Genomic DNA, 388 nt, shown 5'->3' with positions numbered 1-388 from the left:
CTGCAATCGGATTGGTTGTCACGATGCCATTTTTGACAGAAACCAAACTTTCTGGACTGGCTCCGATGATTTGATAATCCCCAAAATCATAGAAATAAAGGTAATTAGAAGGATTAGTCACGCGGAGATTTCTGTAGAAGTCAAATGGATTTCCAGTAACTTCTGCTGAGAAGCGCTGACTGAGTACACATTGGAACATATCGCCATTACGAATCAAGTCGCGAGCGGTTTCCACCATTTCCTCAAACTTCTGAGGAGCGATATGGGGTTTGAAGTCTAACGGAGATAGATCCAAGTCTTCAAATTCATTTGGAGCAGGAATGCGTAATTCCTCAAGCACTTGGTTCAAGGATTTTTCCAAGGCCTCTTGACTGCGCTCACTATAAAA

1 protein-coding gene is annotated in these 388 nt (G+C 42.5%); it reads right to left on the bottom strand.

Annotation, left to right across the window (positions count from 1 at the left end; translation table 11 throughout):
* Positions 1-388 (bottom strand): chorismate-binding protein (locus HZ297_RS11910; protein ID WP_178863984.1); only part of this gene is annotated, 388 nt, incomplete at both ends.

It is taken from the genome of Thiomicrorhabdus cannonii, assembly GCF_013391695.1.
GTDB lineage: Bacteria > Pseudomonadota > Gammaproteobacteria > Thiomicrospirales > Thiomicrospiraceae > Thiomicrorhabdus > Thiomicrorhabdus cannonii.
The sequence above is the reverse complement of the archived record's forward strand: the minus strand, read 5'-3'. Positions and strand labels throughout refer to the sequence as shown.